Here is an 811-nt window from a genome sequence, read left to right as displayed (position 1 = left end):
GGGACCGAGGGGCGGCCGGCCCGGGGCCCCGGTCCCGGCGCCGCCCCGGGCCCCGGCCCGGCACGTGCGATCGGCGCGCGATCCGGCGCGCGGGCGGGGGTAGGGTGCGGGCTGGGAGGTGAGCCCGGTGAGTGGTGAGAACGAGCTGTTCAGCGCCGTCGACGCGCTGCTGGACCAGGTCGCGCGGGACGATCTGCCGGAACCGGCCGAGCGCCGGAGACTGCGGGAGGCCGCGGGGCTCAGCCAGGCACAGATCGCCTCGGCCCTCGACACCCGCCGGGAGGCCGTCGGGAACTGGGAGTCGGGGCGCACGGAGCCCCGCCCGCCCAAGCGTGCGGCCTACGCCCGGTTGCTGGAGGGCCTCGCCGAACGCTTTCCCGCCCCCTCCGGCGACCGCTCCCCCGCGGCCGGTCCCGCCCGGTCCGCGCCGGACACCCCGGCCGGCGGAGCCCTCTCCGGGGAGCCGGAGGCCCCGGCCGCCCCCGAAACCGCCCATCGGCCCGAACATGACACCCGTGCCACCGAAACCGCCCCCGCGCTCGAACGTGACACCCGTGCCACCGAAACCGCCCCTGCGCCCCGACCTGACACCCGTGCCACCGAAACCGCTCCGCCCGAACGCGACGCGCGCCCGGCCGGAACTGCTCCTGCAGCACGGGAGGGAGCCCCGGCCGCCCCGCAAGTCCCCGCCCCGGGAGCCGCCCCGCTCGCGGAAACGGCCCCCGGCGCCGGAGCGGATCCGACCCCTGCCCCGGAAGCAGGTCCGGCCCCCGCCGCCGAAGCGGACCCGGCCTCCGACTCCGGAGCCGGT

At 79.3% G+C, this 811-nt stretch carries 1 protein-coding gene; it reads left to right on the top strand.

The features are described from left to right. Positions 1-127 precede the first annotated feature (127 nt). The coding region (locus tag GCU69_RS33875; RefSeq protein ID WP_235978567.1) for a helix-turn-helix domain-containing protein at positions 128-811 on the top strand (684 nt) is incomplete at its 3' end.

The organism is Streptomyces lycii (genome assembly GCF_009735685.1).
GTDB classification, from domain to species: domain Bacteria; phylum Actinomycetota; class Actinomycetes; order Streptomycetales; family Streptomycetaceae; genus Streptomyces; species Streptomyces lycii.
The sequence above is the reverse complement of the archived record's forward strand: the minus strand, read 5'-3'. Positions and strand labels throughout refer to the sequence as shown.